The organism is Agarivorans sp. QJM3NY_25 (assembly GCF_050870875.2).
Taxonomy (GTDB): Bacteria; Pseudomonadota; Gammaproteobacteria; order Enterobacterales; family Celerinatantimonadaceae; genus Agarivorans.
Genome location: NZ_CP194041.2, coordinates 1593321 through 1617495, shown reverse-complemented (window position 1 = coordinate 1617495; position 24175 = coordinate 1593321). Strand labels below are relative to the sequence as shown.

At 43.9% G+C, this 24175-nt stretch carries 21 protein-coding genes; 3 read left to right on the top strand and 18 right to left on the bottom strand.

What is annotated here, in order from left to right:
* Window positions 1–43: 43 nt before the first annotated feature.
* Together ACRRSW_RS07445 and ACRRSW_RS07440 are read left to right on the top strand one after the other, a co-directional pair.
* On the top strand, window positions 44–1189 hold the full coding sequence (locus ACRRSW_RS07445) for a patatin-like phospholipase family protein (protein WP_432459011.1): 1146 nt from the start codon (window positions 44–46) through the stop codon (window positions 1187–1189).
* A 65-nt stretch (window positions 1190–1254) separates the two neighbouring features.
* A complete protein-coding gene (locus ACRRSW_RS07440; protein WP_432459010.1) occupies window positions 1255–2160 on the top strand; it encodes a GGDEF domain-containing protein in 906 nt (301 codons plus the stop codon).
* Between the two features lie 189 nt (window positions 2161–2349).
* Here the strand turns inward: ACRRSW_RS07440 and tilS are convergent, their stop codons facing one another.
* The 18 genes from tilS to rpsB all read right to left on the bottom strand — a co-directional run bounded on the left by tilS (window position 2350) and on the right by rpsB (window position 23047).
* Window positions 2350–3672 (bottom strand): tRNA lysidine(34) synthetase TilS, encoded by a 1323-nt coding sequence (gene tilS / locus ACRRSW_RS07435; RefSeq protein ID WP_432459009.1) that lies wholly within the window; start codon window positions 3670–3672, stop codon window positions 2350–2352.
* 56 nt (window positions 3673–3728) lie between these two features.
* Window positions 3729–4682 carry an acetyl-CoA carboxylase carboxyl transferase subunit alpha gene (gene accA, locus ACRRSW_RS07430; RefSeq protein WP_432453837.1) on the bottom strand — a complete coding sequence of 318 codons (954 nt, stop codon included), beginning with the start codon at window positions 4680–4682 and terminating at the stop codon, window positions 3729–3731.
* 12 nt (window positions 4683–4694) lie between these two features.
* On the bottom strand, window positions 4695–8120 hold the full coding sequence (gene dnaE / locus ACRRSW_RS07425; RefSeq protein ID WP_432461102.1) for a DNA polymerase III subunit alpha: 3426 nt from the start codon (window positions 8118–8120) through the stop codon (window positions 4695–4697).
* Between the two features lie 60 nt (window positions 8121–8180).
* On the bottom strand, window positions 8181–8777 hold the full coding sequence (rnhB, locus tag ACRRSW_RS07420; RefSeq protein ID WP_432453838.1) for a ribonuclease HII: 597 nt from the start codon (window positions 8775–8777) through the stop codon (window positions 8181–8183).
* A 30-nt stretch (window positions 8778–8807) separates the two neighbouring features.
* The gene (gene lpxB, locus ACRRSW_RS07415) at window positions 8808–9953 is read right to left on the bottom strand and encodes a lipid-A-disaccharide synthase (RefSeq protein ID WP_432459008.1); all 1146 of its coding nucleotides are present in this window, start codon (window positions 9951–9953) and stop codon (window positions 8808–8810) included.
* 474 nt (window positions 9954–10427) lie between these two features.
* Window positions 10428–11216 (bottom strand): acyl-ACP--UDP-N-acetylglucosamine O-acyltransferase, encoded by a 789-nt coding sequence (lpxA, locus tag ACRRSW_RS07410; protein ID WP_432459007.1) that lies wholly within the window; start codon window positions 11214–11216, stop codon window positions 10428–10430.
* A gap of 12 nt (window positions 11217–11228) precedes the next feature.
* Complete coding sequence (fabZ, locus tag ACRRSW_RS07405; protein WP_432459006.1) at window positions 11229–11684, bottom strand: 3-hydroxyacyl-ACP dehydratase FabZ; 456 nt, start codon at window positions 11682–11684, stop codon at window positions 11229–11231.
* Window positions 11685–11701: 17 nt separating this feature from the next.
* Window positions 11702–12727 carry a UDP-3-O-(3-hydroxymyristoyl)glucosamine N-acyltransferase gene (gene lpxD, locus ACRRSW_RS07400; RefSeq protein WP_432453842.1) on the bottom strand — a complete coding sequence of 342 codons (1026 nt, stop codon included), beginning with the start codon at window positions 12725–12727 and terminating at the stop codon, window positions 11702–11704.
* Between the two features lie 2 nt (window positions 12728–12729).
* Window positions 12730–13239: an OmpH family outer membrane protein gene (locus ACRRSW_RS07395; protein ID WP_432453843.1), complete on the bottom strand. Its 510-nt coding sequence runs from the start codon at window positions 13237–13239 to the stop codon at window positions 12730–12732.
* A 21-nt stretch (window positions 13240–13260) separates the two neighbouring features.
* On the bottom strand, window positions 13261–15690 hold the full coding sequence (bamA, locus tag ACRRSW_RS07390) for an outer membrane protein assembly factor BamA (protein WP_432453844.1): 2430 nt from the start codon (window positions 15688–15690) through the stop codon (window positions 13261–13263).
* A gap of 28 nt (window positions 15691–15718) precedes the next feature.
* Complete coding sequence (gene rseP, locus ACRRSW_RS07385; protein ID WP_432459005.1) at window positions 15719–17071, bottom strand: sigma E protease regulator RseP; 1353 nt, start codon at window positions 17069–17071, stop codon at window positions 15719–15721.
* Window positions 17068–18270 carry a 1-deoxy-D-xylulose-5-phosphate reductoisomerase gene (ispC, locus tag ACRRSW_RS07380; protein ID WP_432459004.1) on the bottom strand — a complete coding sequence of 401 codons (1203 nt, stop codon included), beginning with the start codon at window positions 18268–18270 and terminating at the stop codon, window positions 17068–17070. The genes rseP and ispC overlap by 4 nt, the downstream gene beginning before the upstream one ends.
* A gap of 6 nt (window positions 18271–18276) precedes the next feature.
* Window positions 18277–19119 (bottom strand): phosphatidate cytidylyltransferase, encoded by an 843-nt coding sequence (locus ACRRSW_RS07375; protein ID WP_432459003.1) that lies wholly within the window; start codon window positions 19117–19119, stop codon window positions 18277–18279.
* Window positions 19112–19903 (bottom strand): polyprenyl diphosphate synthase, encoded by a 792-nt coding sequence (gene uppS, locus ACRRSW_RS07370; protein ID WP_432453848.1) that lies wholly within the window; start codon window positions 19901–19903, stop codon window positions 19112–19114. Before uppS ends, ACRRSW_RS07375 begins: the two co-directional genes overlap by 8 nt.
* Before the next feature lie 68 nt (window positions 19904–19971).
* Window positions 19972–20529: a ribosome recycling factor gene (frr, locus tag ACRRSW_RS07365; protein WP_432453849.1), complete on the bottom strand. Its 558-nt coding sequence runs from the start codon at window positions 20527–20529 to the stop codon at window positions 19972–19974.
* Window positions 20530–20540: 11 nt separating this feature from the next.
* Window positions 20541–21290, bottom strand: a complete 750-nt coding sequence (gene pyrH, locus ACRRSW_RS07360; RefSeq protein ID WP_432453850.1) for a UMP kinase — start codon at window positions 21288–21290, stop codon at window positions 20541–20543.
* Between the two features lie 76 nt (window positions 21291–21366).
* Window positions 21367–22215 (bottom strand): translation elongation factor Ts, encoded by an 849-nt coding sequence (gene tsf, locus ACRRSW_RS07355; RefSeq protein ID WP_432459002.1) that lies wholly within the window; start codon window positions 22213–22215, stop codon window positions 21367–21369.
* A gap of 97 nt (window positions 22216–22312) precedes the next feature.
* Window positions 22313–23047, bottom strand: a complete 735-nt coding sequence (rpsB, locus tag ACRRSW_RS07350; RefSeq protein WP_432453852.1) for a 30S ribosomal protein S2 — start codon at window positions 23045–23047, stop codon at window positions 22313–22315.
* Between the two features lie 305 nt (window positions 23048–23352).
* On the opposite strand from rpsB, the gene map reads away from it, so the two are divergent.
* Window positions 23353–24147 (top strand): type I methionyl aminopeptidase, encoded by a 795-nt coding sequence (map, locus tag ACRRSW_RS07345; protein ID WP_432453853.1) that lies wholly within the window; start codon window positions 23353–23355, stop codon window positions 24145–24147.
* Window positions 24148–24175 lie beyond the last annotated feature (28 nt).

The window sequence follows — 24175 nt, the reverse complement described above, 5'->3', positions numbered from 1 at the left end:
GCTCCAAACAAACGTTTATAAATGGCTGTGCTAACATATAATTATGGACCCAAAAGCTAATAACCACACCAATAAAAAAGTCGCTTTAGTACTCACAGGAGGAGGGGCTAGAGCTGCCTATCAAGTCGGGGTACTCAAGGCTATTGCCGAACAATATCCTCGTAATCACGCCAGTCCTTTTCAAATTATTTGTGGTACTTCAGCGGGTGCGATTAATGCAACCGCACTAGCGGTTTATGCATCTTGCTTTCGACTTGGCGTTAAAAAACTCGAATATATTTGGCGAAACTTTCATTGTAAACAAGTATTCAAAACTGACGGCCTCACGATTGCCAAACAATTGTCGTCTCTGCTTTGTAAAAGCTTACATGCCGATTATGGCCGTCAACATGGATTTTCACTGTTAAACAACGAACCCTTACAACAATTACTCAATAACTATCTCAACTACAAGCGAATAGACCAAAATATCGCAAGTAAACATTTACATGCCTTAGCGGTTACCGCTTCAAATTATCAAGACGGTAACTCACTATCATTCTTTCAAGCTGAAGAGGCTCAACAAAACTGGCAGCGAGCACGAAGATTAGGTCATAAGACCCAAATCCACACAACCCACTTGCTAGCATCTGCCGCTATTCCCTTAATCTTCCCTGCAGCAAAAGTAGGACAAGATTACTACGGCGATGGTTCGATTCATCAGCTTTGCCCCCTCAGCCCAGCCATCCACTTAGGCGCAGATAAAATAGTCACCATCCACTTAGAGCAACAACGTCGCTCATCATCAATGCTGACTCCCCTAGCGCCGAATAGCGCTGCAATTGCAGGTCATTTGTTGGATTCAATCTTTTCCGACACCTTAAACTCAGATCTAGAGCGGCTCGAACGAATTAATCGCACCATCGAACTTCTCAGCGAACAACAACAACAGCAATTAAACTTACGACCGATTACAAGCCTCAGCATTAAACCAAGCATTGATTTTGACCAACTCGCCCACAACTATTATCAGCACCTCCCTTTAAGCGTCAAGCTAATGCTAGCCACTCTTGGGATTAAACAAGCTAAACCCTCTTCAATTACCAGCTTTTTGATGTTTGAACAAACCTACACCACTTGCTTACTCAACCACGGCTATAAAGACGCATCAGCACAGATTGACAAGATTTTGACTTTTATTCAGGATTAATTGGCCCAAGATTTGCTTTATATCTAATAGAGCAGCGTTATTGACGCCGATTTAAAGATTTAACGATGAGTAAAGTCACTATGGATTCTCTACAATTAGCGCAAAATGAAGTAGTAAGTCACGGAAAAGTATCGCATTTTCCTAATGACGCGAAGCTAAATCCTATACAAAAACTGAGTATTATAGAGTCCCTACAAGAAAGCTTGCAGCTAGAGGAGCTACTGCAAAACTTTGCCGCTATGGCAACTCGCTTTGTGAATTTTTCTGCTTTGCGTCTAGTGAGTGACGATATCCAACAGCAAGTGAGCCTGTTTGAAGGACAACGCTATTATCGTAGCTTTAGCCTAAACCATAAACAAAATAGCTTAGCCATTGCGACCTTTACTCGTGACACTCCCTTTCAACAAGGCGAGATATCAAAACTCCGCCAACTAGTCCAGTTGCTTCAATTGCCATTAAAACATGCCTTACAAATTAATCGCTTACAAGAGCGAGTCAGAAATGACTATTTAACAGGTATTGGTAATCGAGCCCATTTCGACGAATCATTGAATACCTCAATTAAACAGCAAACGAGGCAAAACCAGCAACAAGATGCAGGTCTCGTATTAATGCTACTAGACCTAAATAAGTTCAAAGAAATTAACGATACACTTGGACATCCAGTGGGAGACCAAGTACTCATCAGCTTTGCGCAGGTGTTACAATCTGTCATCCGTAGCGGTGACCTAGCTTTTCGGATCGGCGGCGATGAATTTGCCATGCTACTCAGACCCGCGACCGAACAGTCGGCGCGAATGGTGATCAATCGTTTGAATCAAGAGCTACAAAATACTCCTTTATTAGCCCAATATAATGTTTCGGCCAGTATCGGTGTGAGTTCTTGGACACCAGGATTAGATAGTAAGCAATTAATCCAACAGGCCGATACTCAGCTCTATGCAGATAAGTCTGACACACAAAAAAATTAATAGCTTAGGGGATCGGATTTAGCAAGGCAGCTAGCGCTTGAAGCCTCATCATTGCGATTATTTATCACTAAAACAGTCTTGGGCCGAAATGAATGACAAGTGATATTTAAAAGAAATGCTTGGGCCCTTCGCTTCGCTCAGAAATGCCCATGGAACTAACATCTATCAAGCAGAGAGAAATACTGTAGCTTAATGACTCGCCTGCCACTTTAGCCTTATCCCTTCAGAACGCTCAGCTAGAAATGCTTTACTCGTGTAGAGATCGGCAATTGCGACCAAGTGCTCATCATAAAATACAAAAGGGATGCGATTACGCAACCAAGGTTTTAAATGCGCTTCTTGCAATAATTTTTTAATACTTCGATTCCCATGACGCTCTACAGAATTAAAACTATCGATGCTTAACTCATCACGAAAACGAATAGAGACTCGTTGTGCTGAACCAGGCGGTAATAAACGGCCACCTTTGTGCCAACTTAAACGACTTCCATTTTGTAACGCCAAACAGGGTTGCGCCTTCATATCCCAGACATCTACTTCTGACTGTTCAAATAGACTAGCTTTATCGACTAAATAAAGCCGACCTTTAAATCGGCGGATCTGACCCTGAGGCAACGAGATCGTCACCTTAGCATCAGCTTTAGCCTGACATTGCGCGACTACTTGTTGCAGCTGAGCCTGACTCGGATAAGACCAGCTCTGGGCATTCAGCCAAAATCGCAACACGTTCTTACAACGCGCCTCAGATAAAAGTAATAATTGAGCACAATCTATCGAGTCTGCAAGCGCACAATTTCGCATATCACTTGCGGCAAGTTCGTCAATTAGGTGTTTAGATTCTTGTAGATGGGTAACACTTCGCCGCACTGTCTGGAGTAGTTGAGGCCAACGCTGAGTGAGCTCGGGTAAGACTTGATGGCGTAAAAAATTACGGTCAAATTGCATCGATTGATTGCTCGGATCTTCAATCCAAGATAAGTCTGATTGTTGAGCATAACACTGTAAATCAGCGCGAGTTGAAACCAATAGAGGCCGAAATAGGTGTCCTTGGGCAAAACGGCGACAATCTGGCATTGCCGCTAAACCGCTTAAGCCCCCCCCCCTTTTTAAGGCAAGCATCAAAGTTTCAAACTGATCATCCGCATGATGTGCGGTTAATAACAAGCTCTCACTATCAACATGTTTTGCTAATGCCGCATAACGAGCAGTTCGCGCAGCAGCTTCAATACTTTCTCGGGGTTTTATTTGAAGCTCGACAGACTCCGCGACAAAAGGCACACCGAACAGTTCAGCTTGTTCTTGGCAATGTCGCTGCCATTGCTTCGCCTGTTGTTGTAAACCGTGATTCACATGAACCGCAACAAGTGCTATATGAGGGTGTTTAGTGAAAAGTTGCTGGCTAAGTTTAAGCAATACACTAGAGTCTAATCCACCACTATAAGCGACCACTACCTTGGTAAATGGAATATCCAGTTTAGTAAAAGACCGCTCAAAGTTGCGAAAAAGTGACACTGCTAATCCTAGAAAAACGGGCATTGAAGCCTTTAAGGCTCAATGCCAATAAACAGTTAACAGTAACCGTAGGACATCAAACGCTGGTAGCGTTGCTCAAGCAAGGTTTCAACGTCTAAAGCCGTTAACGTTTCCAAATCACTCAATAGCTTGATTTTCAGGTTATGCGCCATCATTGCCACATCACGATGTGCTCCGCCCAATGGTTCCACAACGATGTCATCAATTAGATCCAGCTCTTTAAGTCGTTCTGAAGTAATGCCCATTGCATCGGCAGCAACCGGAGCCTTATCGGCACTCTTCCATAAAATAGACGCGCAGCCTTCTGGAGAAATAACCGAATAAGTACTGTATTGCAACATATTGACTCGATCACCGACGCCAATCGCTAAAGCACCACCGGAACCGCCTTCACCAATCACGGTACAAATCGTGGGGACCTTAAGGCCAGACATCACCAATAAGTTTTTGGCAATCGCTTCACTTTGCCCACGCTCTTCTGCTCCTACACCAGGGTAAGCCCCTGGAGTATCAATAAAAGTGATAATGGGCATTTTAAAGCGCTCAGCCATTTCCATTAAACGAAGGGCTTTACGATAGCCTTCAGGCTTTGGCATACCAAAATTTCGTCGAATTTTCTCTTTGGTTTCGCGACCTTTTTGCTGACCAATCACCATCACTGGTTGGCCATCCAAACGCGCCATCCCGCCAATAATAGCTTCGTCGTTGGCATAAGCGCGATCACCGGCCAATTCATCAAAATCAGTGAATATATGCTCAATATAATCAAGCATATAAGGACGATTGGGATGACGCGCTAACTGCGCAACTTGCCAAGCACCTAAATCTGAAAATATTTTTTTTGTTAAATCGTTTTGTTTTTCCTGTAAACGAGAAATTTCATCTTGTAGATCAACATCTACAGAATCTTCATTCACAATACGTAACTCTTCGATTTGTGCTTGCAGCTCGGCAATCGGCTGCTCAAACTCTAGAAAATTGGGATTCATATAATCTTATTCTTAATTAAATTCTAGGGTGACTTGCTGTTGTCCCAATAGTTGGGTCAACGCCTCTATTAAATCTTCACTCGGCGTAATCCGCCAGTCGGTGCCTAAGCTTAACATGCCGCTGGCGCGATCGCCCTCATAACTTATCGTGACCGGACAAGTCCCCGCGCGATAAGGCTCTAAAATTGTGTAAAAACGTTGCCAAAAAACTTCACTAAGCTGCTCACAAGACAAGCTTAAATGTAAGTTCTTCATCCAACGCTCACGAGCCGTCGACAGATCCATGACTTCTCTAGCTGTCATTTTAATGCCTCCGGAGAAATCATCAACGCTGACCTGTCCCTGAATCACCAACATGCGATCTTTCTCGAGTAATTCTTGATAGGTTTCAAAAGCTTCGCTAAAGAACATAATATCTAAGCGGGCACTTTTATCATCCAGCTGAATCAGTCCCATCTTCGAGCCCCGCTTGGTCATCATCACTCGCGTGGATAATACCAAACCAGCCACCGTAGAAGTGGTATCTCGAGACGTTGGACGAATATCCACTAAGCGGCCAGAGGTATAATGTCGAAACTCTTTAATATAACGATTCACCGGATGGCCAGTAAGATACAAACCAAGGGTTTCTTTTTCTCCCTCCAACCAAACTTTTTCGCTCCACTTGGGCTGTTCCACAAAGCTAGGCCGAACATCATCTTCAACCGTCAACACCCCAAACAAATCTTCTTGACCTCGAGCCGTGTCTTGGGCTTGCTGGGCAGCGGCCTTCATTGCCGAGGGTAAGGTCGCCATCAGCGCAGCGCGGTGTGGGCCAAGTTTATCCAAGGCTCCAGCCATAATGAGCTTTTCAATGACTCGACGATTAATTTTTTTCAGGTCCAGTCGGCTGCAGAAATCGAACAAATCAATAAATGGTCGGTCTTGCCGAGCGGCCAAAATAGCCTCAATTGGACCTTCCCCAACCCCTTTAATCGCACCGATCCCGTAAACAATTTGTTCTTGCTCATTTACCGAAAACTTAAATAAGCCAGTATTTACATCGGGCGGCACTAACTGCAAGCCCATATTGCTACACTCGTCCACTAAGGTAACAATTTTGTCGGTATTATCCATATCCGCCGACATCACCGCAGCCATGAAATAAGCTGGATAATGGGTCTTCATCCATAGCGTTTGGTAGGAAACTAAAGCATAAGCTGCCGAGTGAGACTTATTGAAGCCATAACCAGCAAATTTTTCTACCAAATCAAAAATCTTCATGGCCAACTCGCCGTCGACATTATTTTTGATAGCGCCATCTTCAAATACCGCGCGCTGCTTTGCCATTTCCTCGGGTTTTTTCTTACCCATCGCACGACGCAACATATCTGCGCCGCCAAGCGTATAACCAGCCAGAACCTGAGCAATCTGCATCACTTGTTCTTGATATAAGATGATGCCATAGGTCGGTTCGAGGATCGGCTTCAAGCTTTCGTGCTGCCAAGTTTCATCGGGATAAGACACCACTTCGCGGCCATGTTTCCGCTCGATGAAGTTGTCCACCATGCCCGACTGCAGCGGTCCCGGACGAAATAAAGCCACCAGTGCAATCATATCTTCGAAGCAATCGGGTTTGAGCCGCTTGATCAAATCTTTCATCCCGCGAGATTCCAGCTGGAACACAGCGGTGGTTTGGCAGGCTTGCAAGACCTTAAACGACTTCGGATCGGTGGTGGAAATCGCTGCAATATCAATGGGCGGTTCACCCTTTGCCTGCAACACTGGATTCAACATATCCAGAGCCCACTGGATAATGGTTAAAGTTCTTAAGCCCAGAAAGTCAAACTTAACTAAACCAGCATATTCAACATCGTTCTTATCAAATTGGGTTACGGGATTCTTACCTTCCGCATCACAATAAAGCGGAGCGAAGTCGGTAATTGTGGTGGGTGAGATCACCACCCCCCCGGCGTGTTTACCAGCGTTTCGCGTGACGCCTTCAAGAACCCTAGCCATGTCGATAAGTTCACGAACTTCTTCGTCACTATCATACAGCTCTGGTAGCCGAGGTTCCGCTTCGAACGCTTTGGCCAAGGTCATTCCTGGATCAGGTGGAATAAGTTTAGAAATTCGATCCACAAAACCATAAGGGTGGCCAAGCACCCTCCCTACATCGCGAACCACCGCCTTAGCAGCCATGGTACCGAAAGTGATAATCTGTGATACCGCATCACGACCGTATAATTCAGCAACGTGGTCGATCACCTCGTCGCGTCGGTCCATACAGAAATCAACATCGAAATCAGGCATTGAAACCCGTTCGGGATTCAAAAAACGTTCGAATAATAGATCATATTCTAAGGGATCTAAATCAGTGATTTTTTGTGCATAAGCCACCAAAGAACCGGCACCAGAACCCCGCCCCGGCCCCACCGGAATATTGTTATCCTTACTCCATTGGATAAACTCCATTACGATAAGAAAGTAACCGGGAAATCCCATTTGATTAATTACGTCAAGTTCAATCTGTAAACGTTCGTCATACTCGGGGCGACGCTGTTTACGTACTTCGGGATCAGGAAATAAAAACTCAAGCCGCTCTTCCAAACCATCCCGCGACACCTGACAAAAATATTCATCGATGGGAAGACCGCCAGTCGGGAAATCAGGTAAGAAATACTCCCCTAAACGTATTGTCACGTTACAACGTTTAGCGATTTCTACCGAATTTTGCAGCGCCTCGGGAATATCAGCAAACAATGCCAACATATCTTGTTCACTACGCAAGTATTGCTGAGAGCTATATTTTTTAGGTCGACGGCTATCATCGATGGCAAAGCCATCATGGATAGCAACCCTCACTTCATGAGGTTGGAATTGCTCTTCTTCTAAAAAAACCACTTCATTGGTTGCGACAACTGGCAACTGACGTTGACTGGCTAGTTCAACCGCCATATGTAAATAATTTTCTTCGTCTGAGCGACCCGTTCGGATCAATTCAAGAAAGAAATTATCAGGGAATACTTGTTGGTAGAAGTTGATACAACTTTCTACCAGCGGCTGATTCCCCTTTAGCAAAGCTTTACCCACATCCCCTTGACGCCCACCAGAAAGAACAATAACACCAGGGGCATATTCGACAAGCCAGGCTTTATCAATCACTGGCTTCCCTTGAAACTGACCGCGCAAATATGCTCGAGAAATCAGCATCGTGATATTTTGATAGCCTTGGTTATCTTTAGCGAGTAATACCAAGCGAAATAAATCATCAGCAAAGTCATCGGATCTAACAAAAAAATCACAACCGATTATTGGCTTAATACCTTGGTTATGCGCTTCGCCATAAAACTTCACTAAACCACAAAAGTTTGTCTGATCGGTCAACGCAATCGCTGGCATATCCATTTCTGCCGCTTTCGCAACAATCGGTTTCACTTTTTTCAGGCCGTCAAGCATAGAAAAATCGGAGTGAACCCGCAGATGCACAAAAGCTGGTGATTTAACGCTATCTGACAACTAAAGATCTCCTAATACGTTTTTAACGGGTTTGAAACTACGACGGTGCTCTTCAATTGGGCCATATTCTTTTAATTTTGCCAAATGTACTGCCGTTGGATAGCCTTTATGTTTAGCAAATTGATACTGTGGGTACCTTAAATCTAACTGATTCATCTCTTCGTCCCGAACCACCTTAGCGATAATAGAAGCGGCGCTAATTTCAGCGACTAAACCATCCCCTTTGACAATCGCCTGACATGGTATGTTCAGCTGTGGCTCTCGATTCCCATCGATTAATGCAAATTCAGGCTGAACCGAGAGGGCTGCAACTGCCCGACTCATCGCGAGCATAGTCGCGTGAAGAATATTTAGTTGATCAATTTCTGCTGGTGATGCACGGCCAATAGCCCAACATATTGCATCTTGGCGGATCAGCTCGGCTAACTGCGTTCTTTTCTTCTCGGAAAGTTTTTTCGAGTCATTCAAGCCCATAATCGGTCTTTGCTTATCTAAGATAACCGCTGCGGTCACCACATCGCCCACTAAAGGGCCTCGACCCACTTCGTCAACGCCAGCAAAAACTGTAAAGCCTGAAGGATATACAAATTGTGTCATGAATACTCCAATGAAGGGCAACGCCAGAGTTTAGCTATTGATCACATCAATCACGGCTTTAGCTGCTTTTTGATCGGCACCGCACCGAATAATTTGATGTAACTGAGTAAACTTGGCCAATAATTGACGATTATCCCCACTTAACAAACGACTGAGTTCCGCAACAATATTGTCACTGGTACAATCATCTTGCACGAACTCTTGAACAATCATGTTATCCGCTAATAGATTAGGTAAAGCGGCAAATTTAGCTTTTACAATTAACTTGGCGATTCGATAAGTTAGCGCTTTAAATCGGTAAGCCACCACCATTGGACGCTTCACCAACATCGCTTCCAATGTTGCCGTCCCGGAGGCTAACAAAATCGCATCTGCGGCTATCATCGCCATCCGCGCTTGACCATCCAGCAACAAAATATCTAAGTCGGGGGCATGTTCCGCGATCAATAACTCAAACTGTTGACGCCTTCTCTGGTTGACCATCGGGGCGACAAGCTGCAAGCCGGGGAGCTCTGCCGACAAGCGTTTTGCTACATCTAAAAAAACCGGGCTGAGTAGTGCAATTTCGGCATTGCGGCTTCCCGGCAAAATTGCCAAAACTTGACGATGCGGGTCTAAACCCAATTGCTGAGTTGCCGGCAACTGAGGATTGTCCAATGGTATTTGGTCGGCCAAGGTATGACCGATGAACTCACAGGGAACATCAAAACGCTGATAAAAATCTTTTTCAAAGGGTAAAAATACCAAAATCTTATTGCAGCCTTGCTTAATTTTAAAGACTCGTTTCTGCTTCCATGCCCAAACCGAAGGACTCACGTAATGAACGGTCTTTATCCCTTGTTTATGTAATTTCAGTTCAACACCCAAATTAAAATCAGGTGCATCAATTCCAATATATACATCGGGAGGTGTTGCTAAATAATGCGAAATGAGTTGCTTACGTATTTTTAAGATCCGCGGCAAACGTCCTAATACTTCCACTAGGCCCATCACCGAGAGCTCTTCCATATCGAATAATGGCTCACAACCTTGTGCTTGCATCAATGGCCCTGCAATACCTGAAAAGCGAGCATTAGGATAATACTGCTTCAGCGCTGCAATTAAACCGGCCCCTAAAATATCACCGGAAACTTCGCCAACAACAATGGCAATGTGTAAATTATCTTTATTTATCATTACGTTATATTTTTAAGACTCGAACATTCACATATTGGGCTCATTGGCGAGCAAAATAAATAGTTTAGAACAGTAAGCAAATTAAGCCATCTAAACAGCCGCCAGCATAATACCACAAGCAAATAAAAATGCCTGAGCATATTCCGAGCAGCCCCTCGGCACATCGTCATCGATAGGCGCTTACTTGCTTCACTTCTGAGCAGACCCCACTCCTTTCATTAAAACCGTGTCGCAGCCTTTTGTTTAATTAGCAGCTAAAAACCCTTCTCTCTGAAGATCCGCAAACCGGTGCAACAAATAGGCGAATAAGGCCAATGCCGGGTCTTATATATAAGAAATGGAGAATAGAATTTAAAATGCCGTGCGGGAGGATGCTTTGATGCTCAAATTTGCTTTTGAGCGATACTCGTAGGACGTCATCATTATGGGCTTTGGCAAATCAAACCCCATAATGATCGGTTTAAATAGACCTCATTAGCGAACGATGCCACGACCGTTTTCTTTAAGGAAATCAGCTAGTAATTTCACCTCAGGAAATTGCTCAGCGGAAAGCTCTATCTGGGTCAAAGCTTGCTCTAGCGTATTACCACTACGGTACAACACCTTATACGCTTGGCGAATAGCCTTAATGGCATCCTTACTAAAACCGCGACGTAATAAGCCTTCGGTATTCACCGCAACTGGTCGCGCGTAGTTACCCACAGCCATCACGTAAGGAGGAATGTCTTTATTTACCGCAGCGCAGCCACCCACAAATGCGTAAGAACCAACTTTGCCAAACTGATGGATCGCAGCCTGCCCCCCAAAAATAACATTATCGCCAATCGTGACATGGCCAGCCAAGGTCGCGTTATTCGCAAAAATACAACCGTTACCAACCACACAATCATGAGCAACATGAGCGTTAATCATAAATAAGCAATTGTTACCGATTTTAGTGATACTTTTATCTTGGGCTGTACCACGGTGGATCGTAACACTTTCACGGATGGTATTATTATCGCCAATTTCAAGATAAGTATCTTCACCCGCATATTTCAGATCTTGGCAATCTTCTCCTACCGAGGCAAACTGAAAAATACGGTTATTTTTGCCAATTTTAGTGTGCCCTTTAATCACAATATGCGAGGCAATCTGACAGTTTTCACCAATTTCCACATCACCACGAATAATGGTAAAAGCGCCCACTTGGGTATTTGCCCCAATGTTTACATCACCCTCAATGATCGCGCTAGGATGGATGACTGCAGTACTGTCTATCATAACTTGTTCTACCTATTTGAAAGCGCGGCGAGCACACATAATTTCGGCACTACAGACCACTTCATCGTCGACTTTAGCGACACAATTAAACTTACCCACGCCTCGACGGTCACGTAACAATTCAACTTCCAAATGTAATACATCCCCTGGCCCGACAGGTCTTTTAAAACGCGCACCATCAATACCTGCAAAATAGTAAAGCTCGTTTTCTGCAGGTTTTGTGGTTGATTTAAAGGCCAGAATCCCAGTACATTGGGCTAAAGCTTCTAATATTAAAACACCGGGAAACACTGGTTGACTAGGAAAATGTCCAGTAAAAAACGGTTCATTATAAGTCACATTTTTAACCGCATGTAAGGTTTTTCCGGCTTCGAAATCAAGGACTCGATCAACTAACAGGAATGGATACCGATGCGGTAATAATTCCATAATATCTTGAATTTCTAAGCGATTTAATTTACTGGTCACAATCTATTCCTAAGTTTTTAATCTTGCTGTGCGTCTAATTTACGCTCTAAGCTCACAATACGTTTATGCATCTCGTCTATTTGAGTTAAACGAGCCATCGACTTCCGCCATTGTCGATTTGCTTGGATTGGCATGCCAGAAGAGAACATACCTGGCTCACTAATCGATTTAGTCACCATCGAATAACCTGTAACCGTAACATGATCACAAATACTAATATGGCCATTAATACCAACACCACCACCAATAATACAATAACGGCCAATATGAGTACTTCCGGCAATACCAGTGGTCCCCGCAATGGCGGTACCACAACCAATCGTCACATTATGTGCAATATGCACTTGGTTATCGATGATGACGTTGTCTTCGATAATCGTGTTGTCTAAAGCGCCTCGGTCGATCGATACGGAAGCGCCGATCTCAACTTTATCGCCAATCACAACGCTACCGGCTTGAGGGATCTTAAGCCATTGACCTTGCTTATTGGCATAACCAAAGCCATCGCTACCGATCACGGTGTTACTTTGGATCAGACAATCACGGCCTAATTCAACGCGGTGGTAAATACAACTATTTGGCCACAACTTAGTATTGGCTCCGATTTTTGCAGAACAGCCAATAAAACAACCGGCACCAACTTGTACACCATCACCAAGAATAACACCACTTTCGATGACCGCATTCGGGCCAATACTAACGTCTTTACCCAACTGAACGTCTTCACCAATCACGGCACTATCAGCAACACCGGTTGCACAGCGAGGGGTGTTATCAAATAGCTGAGCGAGTAAAGCGTAGCTCACATAAGGATCATCACTCAGTAATACATTGCCAGTGAAATCCGCTGCATCGCTCGGACTCAAGATTAAGGCACCAGCCTTACAACTGGCCAACAAAGGCTTGTATTTCGCATTAGTTAAAAAACTAATTTCTTGCTCACTGGCTATTTCAAAAGGCGCAATACGAGTAATAATTTGCTCTGCGTTCCCTTTTATAGATAAGCCAAGCTGCTCAGCAATTTGGCCAAGGCTCAAAGACATAGTTACTTGCTCTTACTCACTTGTTGAATAACTTGTTTAGTAATATCTAATGCATCAACTGAATAGGCTGTCGCATCTAACGGCAATACCAAGTCATAACCTTTAGATTTAGAAACGGCAACAACCGCATCTTGAACTTTAACCATCAGTTTTTGCTGCTCTTCGGCACCGCGACGACGCTGATCTTCTTCTAAGTTTTTACGCTTAATTTTATACTCAGCCTGCATGGTTTCTAATTGACGGGTTATTTTGGTCACCTCTTGCTGACCCAACAATTCACCATCTTTCTCACGCTTATCATACAAACGCTGCATTTCGGCTTCTAAAGAACGAACCGCTTGTACTCGCACTTCAAATTCGTCTTTCAAGCTTTTCTGTAATGCATCTCGCTGTGGTAACTGCTTAAACACCTCTGCGATATTGATCACAGCAATCTTGGTATCAGCAAGCACGCTAAAGCTAGGGATGCTGATCGTTGCAGCTAAGGCAACAGCAGTAATTAGTTTTTTCAAAAGATGACTCCTAAATCAAAATTAAAAAGTTTGGCCAATATTAAACGAGAACGTTTCTGAGCGATCGCCCTCATAACTCTTAATTGGTTTAGCTAATGAGAATACCAAGGGGCCCATCGGCGAGAGCCATTGAATCGATACCCCAACAGACGCTCGGATCCTATCGAGTGACGAGTAATCACCAAAGCGCTCACAATAGCTTGTACACTGCATTTGACTGTACTTATCATAATCAAATTCAGTATCCCATACCGTACCAACATCGACAAAAGCAGAGCTGCGCACTTGACGAATATAGGCTTCATCTAAAAACGGCGTCGGGAAAATTATTTCCGCGCTACCGACGGCAATCGCATTACCACCCACCGAATCTTCGGAAGCTGCGATTTGATTGCTACCACCAGCACCAACTACATATAGCGCTCGGGGACCGACAGAATTAGAACGGAAACCTCTAAGGCTTGAATAACCACCGGCATAGAAGTTTTCAAAAAATGGTAATATTTGGTCATTGCCGTCAACTTGCCCATAACCGTTACCATAGCCAACTTTGCCTCGCAGAGAGAAGGTCCAATCATGATTATCGGTAATCGGGAAAAAGTGACGGGTATCAAAACTCATTTTGAAATACTGAACATCTGAGCTCGGCACCGTTATTTTAGTATTAAAGGATTGAGACGAACCAGAAGTGGGCATCGAACCATTATTCAAGGTATTTCGCGTCCAACCCAGTGTTGTATCAAGACTCAGGAAAGTTAACGAGCCATCATCATTACGGTGATTGGAATAAATATTCCAGAACTGTTGAACCTGAGCATAAGCGTTCAATTGCGAAATTTTATTTTGCTCCAGTCCAAGGCTTAAACTTAAACGGTTATCTTCATTCACCGGAAAACCTAATGTGCCTCGCAAGCCAATTGTTTCGTTATTATAATCGACGATCCCTGCTTCTGAGGCCTCAAAATCGGTGTAGTAGAAACGACCACCAAAACTAACCCCGTCTTTGGTAAAATAGGGGTCGGTGAAATTCACATCGAAATTTTTCGAATACTTATTGGTACTAACATTAACCCCTGCTTTGTTACCCGTTCCCAAAAAGTTATCTTGCTGTACCCCAGCAGATAAACTCAGACCGGATTCTGTACCAAAACCGATCCCCGCGTTAAACGAGCCCGACGGCTGCTCTTTCACTGAGAAATTAACATCGACTTTATCATTGGTTCCTGGAACTTTTACCGTCTCAACTTCTACCGTTTCAAAAAAACCAAGACGACTTAAACGCGAGCGCGACTGTTCGACCAAACGACTGGATAACCAAGTGCCCTCAAATTGTCGCATCTCGCGACGTAGAACTTCATCTTTGGTAATGGTATTGCCACTAAAGTTAACCCGGCGTACATAAATACGATTCCCAGGGTCAACATTAATATTAAGGACTACCGTTTTATCTTCATCATTTATCACAGGAAAGACATTCACCTGTGGATAAGCATAACCATAACGACCTAAAAACTTAGACAACAAGTCTTCCGTTTTAGTCACTTCGGCCCCACTGTATGTATCGTCAGGCTTAATTGTCACTAAGCCATTCATCTCGTCACCTTTATCCAAAAGGTTACCAGAAAGCTCGACTTTTTCGACCTTATAGATCTCGCCCTCATCAACGTTGATGGTGATATAGATACCTTTTTTATCTGGCGTTAACGCAACTTGGGTCGAGTCCACCTTAAACCTGATATAACCCCGGTCATAATAGAAGCTATTGATCGTTTCTAAATCACCAGCCAATTTCTGTTTTTGGTATTTTTTATCGGCTAGAATATTCCACCAAGGGGCTCGGTCGGTCAGACTAATGCGCTTCAGTAACTCTCCTGAAGAAAATTTCTTATTGCCAATAATATTGATTTGTTGAATTTCAGCTGAAAGGCCTTCCTGAAAGTTAAATTTCAAATCAACCCTGTTGCGTGGAAGCGGCGTGACAATGGCCGTTACCCGAGCGCTGTATTTACCAACACTGTAATAAAAGTCTTCGAGGCTCTTTTCAATATTGCGTAAATTGGTCTTATCTAATGGTTCACCCACTTTGATCCCAGAAGAGCGCAACGACTCTTCCAACTGCTCAGTTTTAATATCTTTGTTACCTGAGTATTCAATATTACTCACAGTCGGTCTTTCTAAGACTTTAAAGATCAGGGTCTGGTCATCGCGAAAGACTTTAACATCTTCGAAATTACCACTGCCATATAAACGCTTAATGCTATCGCTGATTTGCCCACTATCAACGTCATCACCAATGCGTAGCGGAATCTGTAATAACGCGGCCCCCAACGAAACCCGTTGTAATCCTTCAATACGAATGTCTGCAACCGTAAACGCAGATTCACTTTCAGCAAAAGATGAACCAGTAATACAAGCCAGAATGAGTCCAACAACTAACTGCTTTTTGAACATAAGAAAAGAAAACGTCCTATTAAATTTGTTATAAGCGCATAACATCGTTAAAAATAGCCAGCCCCATAAGCGCCATGACTAATGCTGCACCGATCCTAAAACCTATCTCTTGTACACGCTCTGAAACCGGTTTACCTGTCACCGCTTCAATCGCAAAAAATACCAAATGACCACCATCAAGTACCGGCAATGGAAATAGATTAATAATGCCCAAATTGATACTGACCAAGGCTATAAACCCTAAAAAATAAACTAAACCATAATCAGCCGTTGCTCCCGCACCCTTAGCAATAGAGATTGGGCCGCTAAGGTTATCTAATGAAACAACCCCTGTCACTAATTTACCAATCATTACGATGGTCAATTTACTTAAATGCCAAGTTCGTTCCAAGGATTTACCAATTGATTCAAAAAAACCATAATGTAAATCAATACGATATTCTTCTGGGTAGTTCGCCACTTCTGGTGCTAAACCGACATATCCGGTGACAACACCTTGATACTCTCGACTCTCCGGAGAAATACTAATCAGTTGCTTTTGTCCATTCCTAGCCAACTCTAATTGTATTGTTTGTGAAGGCCTAGCCTGAACATATTTAACAAACTCTTGCCACTGGCTTAATCTTTGGCCATCAACAGCCACTAAGCGGTCACCCACTTGAATCCCCGCTAGGTCTGCAGGCTTACCATTCACCACCTGAGCCACCAGTAAAGAAACTTCTGGACTATATGGCCGTAGGCCTAAACTCAGGATGGGGCTCTGTTGCTGACTATCTAAGTGCCAATCCTGAGTATCCAAAATTATCGTAGATTCTCGGCTGGAGTCTGCTTGTCTCACTTTAAAGGCTAATGAGTCACTACCGAGGTGACTCACTAAAGCAAGGTTGACACTCTCCCAATCTAGGGTGCGCTGATCAGCAATAGCAATGATCTCCTGACCCGCACGTAAACCCGCTTGACTCGCCACACTATTGGCTTCGATATCGCCCAAAATTGGTTTAACCGCAGGAACACCAATCACAAACATCAACCAAAAAGCCAAAATTGCCAGAGCGAAGTTAGCTACAGGTCCAGCAGCAACGATTGCACTACGCTGAGTTAAACTCTTATTATTGAAAGCTTGCGAACGAAACTCTGCTGCGACTGGCGCGACACGTTCATCAAGCATTTTAACATAGCCACCTAAAGGAATGAGCGCAACCACATACTCGGTGCCATCCGTACCCGTTTTCCGCCAAAGAGCCTTCCCAAAACCGATCGAAAATCGTTCAACTTTTACCCCACAACGTCTAGCCACCCAAAAGTGACCAAATTCATGTACGGTAACCAAAATGCCCAAAGTAATAACAAAAAAGGAGGCATTCCAAATCACATCGTTCATCCACAGATCCTTTTTATCACTTTACCAGCGTGCATTCGTGCCCATTGGTCGACCTCAAGTAACACCGAAAGTTCCGAGTCTTGACCCATATACGATAAATCATCTAAACAAACGCTTACAACGTCAGCGATCTGTGTGAATTTTATTCGTTTCGCTAAAAAGGCACTCACGGCTTGCTCGTTGGCGGCATTCAAACAAGTGGTTGCTGTTTGACTGTCATAACAAGCATCGATCGCCAACTTCAAACAAGGATAACGGGAAAAGTCGGGAGGGGTAAAGGTTAACTCTCCAAGGCTAAAAAAATCTAAAGGCGCTACGCCCGAAACTTGGCGCTGTGGGTAAGCCATCACATGCGCAATTGGAGTCGCCATATCCGGCTGGCCCATTTGCGCCAATACCGAACCATCGCAGTACTGCACCATCGAGTGAATAATCGATTGGGGATGAATAATCACATCAATTTGTTTTGGTTGGGTATTAAATAATCGTTTCGCTTCAATATACTCCAAACCTTTATTCATCATCGTTGCAGAATCAACCGAAATTTTTTGGCCCATACTCCAATTGGGATGTGCGCAGGCTTGCCTTGGTGTAACGCTAGAAAGCATAGCAACATCAGAACGTAGAAATGGACCACCAGAACCAGTCAACAAAATTTTATTGATACCCTGTTGTTTTAAATCACAGTATCCCAGAGATTGCTGAACCGCTTCAGGCATACATTGATAGATGGCATTATGTTCACTATCAACGGGTAATACTTTCGCACCACTAGTACGCGCAGCATCCATAAAAATGGCACCACTCATCACCAAGGCTTCTTTGTTCGCCAATAAGACTGTTTTACCTGCCTGAACTGCTGCCAGAGTCGGTAACAAACCAGCAGCACCAACGATGGCCGCCATCACCATATCAACTTCAGGTTCTGCCGCTAACTGAACGATTGAGTCAGCATCACTAAGCACTTCGGTATCAAGCGCTAAATCTCTTAAAGCGATACGGAGCTGCTGGTTACCTTCGGCGTCAGCCATAACTGCAAATTTAGGCTGAAACTCAACACAAATAGCCAGCATTGCAGCAACATTCCAGCCCCCACTTACGCCAAACAGCTGGTAAGCGTTAGGATTTTCTCGCACAACTTTCAAGGTACTCGCACCAATAGAACCAGTCACACCCAAAATAACCAAGGTTTTAGTCATTAGCGCTTACATCCAATGTAGGAAGAAAAATGCAAATACCGGCATTGCAGCCGTTAAACTATCGATCCGGTCGAGCAAACCACCATGCCCAGGTAACAAGGTGCCACTATCCTTAATCCCTGCTTGACGTTTAAACATACTCTCAACCAAATCCCCAACAACAGAAGCTAACACCGTACATGCACTGGCGATAACCAACACCAATGTTTTACCTTCGGGAATATCTAAAAAGACCAAAGCTGCAATAGTGACAACACTTGCAAACAGTAAACCGCCAAGCAAACCCTCGATGGTCTTCTTAGGGCTCACATTTTTAGCCAGTTTTCGTTTACCAAAACGCTTGCCTACAAAATAGGCGCCGCTATCAGCCGCCCATACCAACGAAAACACATACACGACCCAAGCACCACCCACCAGTGGATTATCCACGTCGATAGAGCGTAAAAACAGTAACGACCAGAAGAACGGAACGAGTACTATCAAGCCAACCATGACTTTAAAGAAATGATTGTTATGCCAAAATTTTGCTCGATATGGAAATGAAGCCAATAAATAAACGCTAGCGGACCAAGCGATAACGGCGACCGCCAGCAATCCACTAAACCATATGGAGTGAGCGACCAAGCTTAACGGTATCTGCCAGAGACTAAGTCCAAATACCAAGCAAAAAATCAAAAAGAAGCTAAGGCGTTGATTGTTTTTATCGGAAACAACCCGCGACCATTCACGCGCGGCAAGTAAGATGACCAAGGCAAATACTAAGCCTAAACCGAAAAGCGGCAATTTAAAAATAGCGGCAAGCACTAGCGGTGCCAATACCAATGCGGTGATGATTCGTTGCTTAAGCAAAATGACCCTCATTAAACTGATTATTCTTAAGCTGCGCCTGTAACTGTTCACCAGTGCAACCAAATCGACGCTCGCGACTCACGAAGGCGGCAACAGCATCGCTAAATGCTCGCTCATCAAAGTCTGGCCATAAAACATCACAAAAATACAATTCAGCGTAGGCTACCTGCCACAACAAAAAGTTGCTGATACGGTGATCCCCACCAGTTCTAATCAACAAGTCGACATCGCCTGCAGTTTCTAGCCCCATCACTTCAGAAAAGCGTTGCTCGGTCATATCCTCGATATCCAACGAACCTTCTTGTACTTGCCTGGCCAACAACTGACTGGCATGTAATATATCCCATCGCCCACCGTAGTTGGCAGCAATATTCAGCACTAGACCATCGTTATCCGCAGTATCACTCTGCGCTTGAGCAATACGCTGTTGTAGTTTCTGACTAAAGCGAGAAGTATCGCCAATTATTCGTAGTTGTACATTATTGTTTTTAAGTTTTTTAACTTCACGTTGCAAAACAGTTAAAAACAAATTCATCAAACTTGACACTTCTTCTTCGGGACGGCGCCAGTTTTCGCTACTAAAAGCGAACAAGGTCAACGTTTGAATTTTTAATTGTGAAGCTAAACTAACAGCACGCCTTACCGACTTAACCCCAGCCTGATGGCCAAACATTCGCATTTTACCGCGTTGTTTCGCCCAGCGCCCATTGCCATCCATAATGATGGCCACATGTTTCGGCATGGCGTCTTTAATTGGTAATTGCTGTTCTTCGGATACCGTCATTATCACTACTCGTACTTACAAAAAAAAACCGTGTTCCAAGACACGGCTAATTTCCAATCCCAAAATGCTTAAACTTCCAGCAATTCAGCTTCTTTTGCAGCTAAAGCCTCGTCGACTAATTTTACCGCTGCATCAGTAATTTTTTGAATGTCGTCCTGCGCTCTACGATCATCATCTTCGCCGATTTCTTTCTCTTTCAGCAAGTCTTTAATGTCACCATTTGCGTCACGACGAATATTACGCACTGCTACCCGAGCCTGCTCTGCTTCCGCGCGAACAATTTTAATCAAATCACGACGACGTTCTTCGGTCAACATTGGCAACGGAATGCGAATCAAGGTACCCGCGGAAGACGGATTTAAGCCGAGATCTGAACTCATAATCGCTTTTTCTACCGCACTAATCAAACTCGCATCGAATACCGTTACGGTTAAGGTTCGCGAATCTTCGGTTGACACATTACCCACTTGTTTTAGAGGCGTATCAACACCGTAATAAGGAACCATAATGCCATCTAAAAGACTAGTATGAGCCCGTCCAGTTCTAACTTTCGACATCTGAGTTTTAAGCGATTCAATACTTTTGCTCATACGAACTTGAGCATCTTCTTTAATTGCGTTAATCACGATAACTATCCCTACTCTGTTTCAGCGTTCTTTGATATACGATGAATGGTGGTCCCTTCATCAGCGCCCATAACAACGTTTTTCAAACTACCTGGGGTATTCATATTAAAAACACGAATTGGTAGATTGTGGTCACGAGCCAACGTGAAGGCGGCCAAGTCCATCACTTTTAATTCTTTTTCTAAGACTTCGTTGTAGTCTAATTCTCGGTACAAGCTTGCACTCGGATCTTTAACTGGATCGGCAGTAAATACCCCATCCACCTTGGTTCCCTTTAGCACGGCTTCAGCTTCAATTTCAATGCCACGTAAACAAGCCGCAGAATCGGTGGTGAAGAAAGGATTACCAGTACCCGCAGAAAAAATAACCACCTTCCCCGCTTTAAGGTTACCAATAGCATCGGCCCAATTATATGAATCACACACGCCATTCAACTCAATTGCTGACATAAGGCGAGCATTCACAAAATTTCGATGAAGAGCGTCACGCATCGCTAGCCCGTTCATCACGGTGGCTAACATCCCCATGTGATCGCCAACAACCCGATTCATTCCTGCTTTGGCGAGGCCTTCACCTCTAAACAAGTTGCCACCACCAATAACCAGCCCGACTTGAACCCCTAGTTCCACCAGCTCTTTAATTTCAAGAGCCATCCGGTCTAATACTTTGGGATCAATGCCAAAACCCTCTTCACCCATTAAGGCTTCACCTGAAAGTTTTAAAAGAATACGACGATATGCAGGTTTAGGATTGGTACTCATAGTGATGATGTTCTCTCATTGATAAAGAATACAAGAAGGTTGCGGCATGATACCGCAACCTGAGCGACAACTAAAATTACTTTTTAGCTGCTGCGATTTGTGCCGCAACTTCAGCCGCAAAATCTTCTTCTTTTTTCTCGATGCCTTCGCCAACTTCTAGACGAATGAAACCAGCAACAGTCGCGCCTTTTTCTTTCAAAATGGCACCAACAGTTTTCTTTGGTTCCATAATAAATGCTTGACCGGTTAGAGAGATTTCGCCGGTGAATTTCTTCATACGGCCGGTTACCATTTTCTCAGCGATCTCTGCAGGCTTGCCTTCGTTCATGGCAATTTCGATTTGCAGTTTCTTCTCTTTTTCAACAACGTCAGCTGGGACGTCATCAGCAGAAAGATACTCAGGTTTAGAAGCAGCTACGTGCATCGCTACGTGCTTAAGCGTTTCGGCATCCGCTTCACCAGTAACAGCAACACCAATACGCTCACCGTGACGATATGAAGCAATTGGAGCACCATCTAAGTATTCAACACGGCGAATTGAAATATTTTCACCGATTTTAGCCACTAACTGAACGCGTTCTTCTTCAAAACTAGCTTTCAAAGTCTCGATGTCAGTTTTTTCTGCAGCTGCAGCTTCAGCTACCTTCTCAGCAAACGCTGTAAAGTTAGCATCTTTGGCTACGAAGTCAGTTTGACAGTTAACTTCTAACAAGGCCGCAAAACCGGCACCTTGTTTAATAATGATTGCGCCATCAGCAGCAATGTTACCCGCTTTTTTAGCAGCTTTAGCGGCACCGCTTTTACGCATATTATCAATCGCTAACTCGATGTCGCCATCAGTTTCAGTCAACGCTTTTTTACAATCCATCATGCCTGCGCCAGTACGGTCGCGCAGTTCTTTTACTTGGGCAGCAGTAATTGCCATTTGTTTGATCCTCGATTATTTATCGGATAAAACTCAGGGGGCAAGTTTGCCCCCTGCTAATCTTCAAGCTCACTCAGTATTAATGCTTAAGCATTAATTACTCAGCAGCTTCCTCAACGAAACCATCTTCTTCAGCTTGTACTACGATATCTTCTTGACGACCTTGAAGAACCGTATCCGCAGCTGCGCCTAGGTACAATTTAATTGCACGGATAGCATCGTCATTACCAGGAATGATGTAATCAACACCGTCTGGAGCAGAGTTAGTATCAACCACAGAGATTACTGGAATACCTAGGTTGTTTGCTTCACGAATCGCAATATGCTCGTGTTCAGCATCAATCACAAACAATACGTCAGGTAATCCGCCCATGTTTTTGATACCACCAAGACTTTTCTCAAGCTTTTCCATTTCGCGAGTACGCATAAGCGCCTCTTTCTTGGTGAGCTTCTCGAAAGTGCCGTCTTGGCTTTGAGCTTCAAGATCTTTAAGACGTTTGATTGATTGACGTACTGTTTTCCAGTTAGTCAACATACCACCTAACCAACGGTGGTTAACGTAGAATTGATCTGAACGAAGCGCTTCAGTTTTGATCACTTCGCCTGCAGCACGCTTGGTACCAACAAAAAGAACTTTACCTTTCTTAGATGCAACTTTCTTAAGAACAGACATTGCATCATTAAACATAGGTACAGTTTTTTCTAAGTTAATGATATGAACTTTGTTACGCGCACCAAAAATGAAAGGCTTCATTTTTGGATTCCAGTAACGAGTTTGGTGACCGAAGTGTACGCCTGCTTGAAGCATATCGCGCATTGAAACGTTTGCCATTATAATTTCCTCAAATGGGGTTAGGCCTCCACACATCCCATTTTACCGACCAAACATTACTGTTCAGCACCCCGGAAAACGTGTCGATGTGTGTGTGTGTTTAAAATATAAATATTCAATTAATGTTAGCATCCGCTCAAATTCGTAAATCTGAGTAATTACTTACGGCGCGCTTTATACCATAATTCGCCTTATGGATAAAGAAAAAGGCGAAGTTTTCGCTATTTTCCTCAGCTACTACAACTCCTCGTGCCCTTACGGTAAACTAACGCCATAACCTAGGTAAATACTCAACTATTAAACTCATGAGCATAGTAATAAAAACCCCAGAACAAATTGAAAAAATGCGCGTCGCTGGTCGTTTAGCGGCCGATGTACTCACCATGATAGCGCCCTACGTCAGGGTTGGCGTCAGCACTGAAGAACTGGACCAGCGTTGTCACGATTATATCGTCAATGAACAGGGCGCCATACCCGCCCCCTTAAACTACCACGGCTTTCCAAAGTCAATTTGTAGCTCGGTCAACGAAGTGGTTTGCCACGGGATCCCTTCTGCGTCGCATATTTTGCAAGATGGCGATGTGGTGAATCTGGACATCACCGTGATCAAAGACGGCTATCACGGAGATACCTCTCAAATGTTTTTGGTGGGAGAAACCAGCCCAGCCGATAAATTACTCTGCCGCGTCACCCAACAAGCCCTTTATCAAGCGATAAGAGTGGTGAAGCCAGGTAATAAAGTTTGCGACATCGGTAACGCAATTCAGAAATATTTGAAAAAAGGCAATTATCGTTATGGCATCGTGGATAATTTTTGTGGCCACGGCATCGGTGAGGGCTTTCATGAAGAGCCACAGATTATGCACTACCGCAATAATGACCGTACCGTGCTAAAACCGGGGATGTGTTTCACGATTGAACCGATGATCAACCAAGGTAAGAAAGGCAACTGGGTTGATGAAGAAGATGGCTGGACAGCAAGAACCAGCGACGGCAAAAATTCAGCCCAATGGGAGCATACCCTGCTGGTGACTAATGATGGCGTCGAAGTGCTGACTTTAAGAGACGAAGAAGACTTTCCTCGCATCATTAAGTATTAGTGTTAATTCATTTTAGTCACACAGGTTA

Excerpts from the sequence above, each read along its gene's own strand:
- lpxB (WP_432459008.1), bottom strand. The coding sequence starts at position 9,953 with ATGATAAATAAAGATAATTTACACATTGCCATTGTTGTTGGCGAAGTT.
- pyrH (WP_432453850.1), bottom strand. The coding sequence starts at position 21,290 with ATGAGTACCAATCCTAAACCTGCATATCGTCGTATTCTTTTAAAACTT.
- accA (WP_432453837.1), bottom strand. The coding sequence starts at position 4,682 with ATGAATCCCAATTTTCTAGAGTTTGAGCAGCCGATTGCCGAGCTGCAA.
- dnaE (WP_432461102.1), bottom strand. The coding sequence starts at position 8,120 with ATGCTTGACGGCCTGAAAAAAGTGAAACCGATTGTTGCGAAAGCGGCA.
- bamA (WP_432453844.1), bottom strand. The coding sequence starts at position 15,690 with ATGTTCAAAAAGCAGTTAGTTGTTGGACTCATTCTGGCTTGTATTACT.
- ACRRSW_RS07445 (WP_432459011.1), top strand. The coding sequence starts at position 44 with ATGGACCCAAAAGCTAATAACCACACCAATAAAAAAGTCGCTTTAGTA.
- lpxD (WP_432453842.1), bottom strand. The coding sequence starts at position 12,727 with ATGTCTTTGAGCCTTGGCCAAATTGCTGAGCAGCTTGGCTTATCTATA.
- uppS (WP_432453848.1), bottom strand. The coding sequence starts at position 19,903 with ATGACGGTATCCGAAGAACAGCAATTACCAATTAAAGACGCCATGCCG.
- lpxA (WP_432459007.1), bottom strand. The coding sequence starts at position 11,216 with ATGATAGACAGTACTGCAGTCATCCATCCTAGCGCGATCATTGAGGGT.
- ACRRSW_RS07440 (WP_432459010.1), top strand. The coding sequence starts at position 1,255 with ATGAGTAAAGTCACTATGGATTCTCTACAATTAGCGCAAAATGAAGTA.
- ispC (WP_432459004.1), bottom strand. The coding sequence starts at position 18,270 with ATGACTAAAACCTTGGTTATTTTGGGTGTGACTGGTTCTATTGGTGCG.
- rpsB (WP_432453852.1), bottom strand. The coding sequence starts at position 23,047 with ATGGCAAACGTTTCAATGCGCGATATGCTTCAAGCAGGCGTACACTTC.
- rnhB (WP_432453838.1), bottom strand. The coding sequence starts at position 8,777 with ATGACACAATTTGTATATCCTTCAGGCTTTACAGTTTTTGCTGGCGTT.
- tsf (WP_432459002.1), bottom strand. The coding sequence starts at position 22,215 with ATGGCAATTACTGCTGCCCAAGTAAAAGAACTGCGCGACCGTACTGGC.
- map (WP_432453853.1), top strand. The coding sequence starts at position 23,353 with ATGAGCATAGTAATAAAAACCCCAGAACAAATTGAAAAAATGCGCGTC.
- rseP (WP_432459005.1), bottom strand. The coding sequence starts at position 17,071 with ATGAACGATGTGATTTGGAATGCCTCCTTTTTTGTTATTACTTTGGGC.